This window comes from Candidatus Frankia nodulisporulans (genome assembly GCF_902806475.1).
GTDB lineage: Bacteria > Actinomycetota > Actinomycetes > Frankiales > Frankiaceae > Frankia > Frankia umida.
Genome location: NZ_CADCWS010000341.1, coordinates 1 through 3652, shown reverse-complemented (window position 1 = coordinate 3652; position 3652 = coordinate 1). Strand labels below are relative to the sequence as shown.

General features: G+C 71.1%; 3 protein-coding genes and 1 pseudogene. 1 reads left to right on the top strand and 3 read right to left on the bottom strand.

The annotated features are described in order from the left end of the window. Positions 1-643: pseudogene (locus G6R24_RS19330) on the top strand (zeta toxin family protein); the annotation flags it as partial. Positions 644-712: 69 nt separating this feature from the next. Here G6R24_RS19330 and G6R24_RS23820 read toward each other — a convergent pair. The 3 genes from G6R24_RS23820 to G6R24_RS19320 form a co-directional block, all read right to left on the bottom strand. Then, entirely contained in the window at positions 713-907 is a 195-nt protein-coding gene (locus G6R24_RS23820) for a sensor histidine kinase (RefSeq protein WP_338083872.1), read from the bottom strand. After that, positions 817-2313, bottom strand: a complete 1497-nt coding sequence (locus G6R24_RS19325) for a sensor domain-containing protein (protein WP_225438756.1) — start codon at positions 2311-2313, stop codon at positions 817-819. The genes G6R24_RS23820 and G6R24_RS19325 overlap by 91 nt, the downstream gene beginning before the upstream one ends. A gap of 240 nt (positions 2314-2553) precedes the next feature. Next, complete coding sequence (locus G6R24_RS19320) at positions 2554-3450, bottom strand: HpcH/HpaI aldolase/citrate lyase family protein (protein ID WP_225438754.1); 897 nt, start codon at positions 3448-3450, stop codon at positions 2554-2556. Positions 3451-3652 lie beyond the last annotated feature (202 nt).

Here is a 3652-nt window from a genome sequence, read left to right as displayed (position 1 = left end):
TAGCGGACTCGGAGTACTCGAGCGGTATCAGCGGCAGGTCGAGGAACAGGGTTTCGGGGCCTACTGCCCACCCGAAATTCAGGATCGCAACTACCAGGGTGTTCTGGAGAGCGCCACACTGATCGACACCGGCGACATCAGGGCGGACGTCGTCCATGTCTATCGCCGGGGCGGGGGCGAACCTCTTTACACGAATCACCGCGACGAACGCGGCGCATGGATGGAGCCACCAGCCGCGCGGCAGACAATTATCACGGAGCGTGAGCGTTCCTGGTCGGCCACGGAAAGCAGTTGGTTCACCAGCAAAGCCGAGAACCTCGCGGAACGCCTGGCCACCCCGTACGTCCCCGACCTGCACGCGACGGTGAACCGCGCCGACCCGCTGCTTCAGCCCACAGATCGTCCGGCTGCCCGCGATCTCGCCGCCCGCCTCGCACACCGCGTCGGTCCATCGCCGGCAGGTGGAGCAGAGGAGCGTGTCCCCCTCGCACAGCGACTTACGGAGATACGTGATCGGCTTGGCACCTCGCCGCCTCCGGCCCGTTCACCCCCGGACGTGGATCATCTGCAAGCACGTCGGGAGCATCCCGATCCCGCGCCGGGCGCGGGGCCCGACAGCGGCCCGGACCGCAGTCCTGGATAGAACCGCGTTCCTCGAGTCCCGGAATGCGGTCAGGCGCCTTCGCCGTGACTGACCCGTCGGCGCCAGGGGTCAGGCGTGCAGGGGAAGGTCGATGGTGATGCGGGTGGGTCCGCCGGGTGGGCTGGTGACGTCGAGCCAGCCGTCCACCGTGCGGACCCGCTCGACGAGCCCGGTCAGGCCGCCGCCGGGTTCGAGGGCGGCACCGCCCGTCCCGTCGTCGACGACGGTGAGCCGGAGCCGTCCGGCGCGTCCGATGACACCGATTCGGATCTCGTCGGCCCGGCCGTGCCTGACGGCGTTGGTGAACAGCTCCGCGGCGCAGAAGTAGGCGATCGTCTCGATCGCCGCCGACGGCCGCTGGGGCAGGTCGACATGCAGCGCCACCGGCTGCCCGCCAGCACCGCCGCTGGTGCTGGCGCCGGCGCCTCGGGCGGCGAGGCTTTCCAGCGCCGCCTCGAGACCATGGTCGAGGATCGGCGGGTGGATACCGCGGGCGAGGTCACGCAGCTCGACGAGGGCCTCCTTGACGTCGCGGTGGGCGGCGTCGACCTCGACCGGGTCCGGTCGAGGTCGAGGCTGTCGCCGTCCGCGGTGGCGAGCTGTTCCCGGACCGCGCCGAGATTCATCGCCATCGACACGAGTCTGGCCTGTGCGCCGTCATGCAGGTCCCGTTCGATGCGGCGTAGCGCCGCGGCCGAGTCGTCGACCGCGCTCGCCCGGGTGAACTCCAGCTCGTGCATCCGTTCCGCGGCGAGCTGCCGGTTCGTCGGGCCGAGCAGGCCGCGGATGAGCAGCCGGTCCAGCCCCACCAGCCCGTGAATCAATGGCCGGGCCAGGTAGAGCAGCACGGCGCCGGCCGCGACCGCCATCGCCATCCGCGGCCAGGTGTCCAGGAAGTAGTCGGTGCCGAAGGAGGCACCGCGATGCGGTCGTCCCGCGCTGTCATGCTGCACGGGCAGGTACCGCTGCCACACCGGATAGGTCACCCCACCCAGTCCGGCCGAACAGAACGCTACGGTCACCACGAAGTTCGTGATCGCCAGCGGAAACTTCACCAGCAGATAGACACATGCCCGCCAGCCGGCCCCGTCCCTGAGGCCCGCCCAGACCCAGCTCTTCGCCCCTCGGCGACGGGGGCGCAGCGGACGCGGCGGAGCCACCCGATCACCGAGCATCTCCGCGGCCAGGGCACGCTGCACCGTCCCGAACCCCCGTGCCCCCACCAGCATCGTCGCCAGCAGCGGAATCCCCAGGAACGTCACCGCCAGCGCCGGACCCGTCGACAGCGCCACCACCACATAGACAAACCCGACAATCGCCAGCGGAAAACACACCAGCGTGTACCCCACCTCCCGCATGAAACGCCCGTACAACCACCCCCCGGACGCGCCAGTGCGAGAGCCACGTTCCACCGACCCACGCCCCCCGGCCGGCCGTTCCCCCGCCTGGTGTGCTCCCGGACGTTCTCTCCCCGGCGCGAAACCGTTGACTTCGACGTTCGCGACGTTGGTGGGATCCACCCGGCGGCCACCCTCACCCGCGTCCGTCGCGGTCGACGGGATCGGCGAGGTCGACGGCCAGGTCGCCGGGATCGGTGAGGTGGGCGGGATCGGCGAGGTCAGCGAGGTCAGCGGGTCGGGATCCGGCGGTGGTGGGACGGTCATGGTCATCGATGCCTCGGGTCGCGGTGCGGCGTGGACATGGTCCACACTGGCGCGTCCGGCGGCACCATCCCAGCCGGTACGCCCGTCCGGCCGTGGTCGGGTTATCCCGACCCCGCCCAGACCCGCCCGCCATACTCGTCCGGCTGCCACCGGCAACCGGCATTACACACCGTGACCAATTTGCCGCTGCGGGGCGGGGGCGCGGGCGCCGGCGCCGAGCACGCTCCCGGGCCCATGAGGAAGCGGCTAGCTGGCGGACCGGGCCTTGATGGCCTCGCCGACGGCGAGCAGGCGGCGGGCGTTGTCGACGTGCAGGTTCTCGATCATCCGACCGTTGACGGTGACGACACCGCGGCCCTCCGCCTCCGCCTCCGCCCAGGCCTTGACGATCTCGGCGGACTCGGCAAGCTGCGCCTCGGTCGGGGAGAAGGCGGTGTTGCACGGCTCGACCTGACCGGGGTGGATCAGCGTCTTACCGTCGAAGCCCAGCTCACGGCCCTGCTGGCATTCGGCGGCGAAGCCTTCGGCGTCCTTGACGTTGTTGTAGACGCCATCGATGATCACCTTGCCGGCGGCGCGGGCCGCGAGCAGGCTGAGGCCCAGACCCGTGAGCAGCGGCGCGCGCCCGGGGACGTGCTCGACGCGCAGCTCCTTGGCCAGGTCGTTCGTGCCCATGATCAGCACCGCGAGGCGCGGGGAGGCGCTGGCGATGTCGAGGGCGTGCAGCATGGCGATCGGGGTCTCGACCATCGCCCAGATCTTCGTGTGCTCGGGCGCGCCCGCGGCGACGAGATCACGCTCGATGGCGTGCACCTCGTCCGCCGAGCCGACCTTCGGCACCAGGATGGCGTCCGGCCCGGCCTTCGCGGCGGCCCGCAGGTCGTCGGCGTGCCAGTCGGTGTCACGCCCGTTCACCCGGATGATCAGCTCACGCTGCCCGTAGCCGCCTTCGACGACGGCGGCGCAGACCCGCTCGCGCGCCGACTCCTTGGCGGACGGCGCGACCGCGTCCTCCAGGTCAAGGATGAGCGCGTCGGCCGGAATGCCCTTGGCCTTCTCCAACGCCCGCTCGTTCGCGCCCGGCATGTAGAGCACCGAGCGCCGTGGCCGGAAGTCCGCCGCCTGCTTCGCCTCGGCCGTCACCGTTGTCCTCCGTCGCTGTGCGATCCGTCCCGCGTCATCCGGTCAGCGTCATGCTCCGCGACCCGCCTGGTCACACTACTGTCCGGCCATCCCCCGCGCCCTGATCGCCGACCCAGGCCACATTCGGGACGGGACGGGCGAGCGTCACCGCAGGTGGGACGTCCGGTACCTGACGTCCCACGGACGCCGGCGGGCCGCGGCC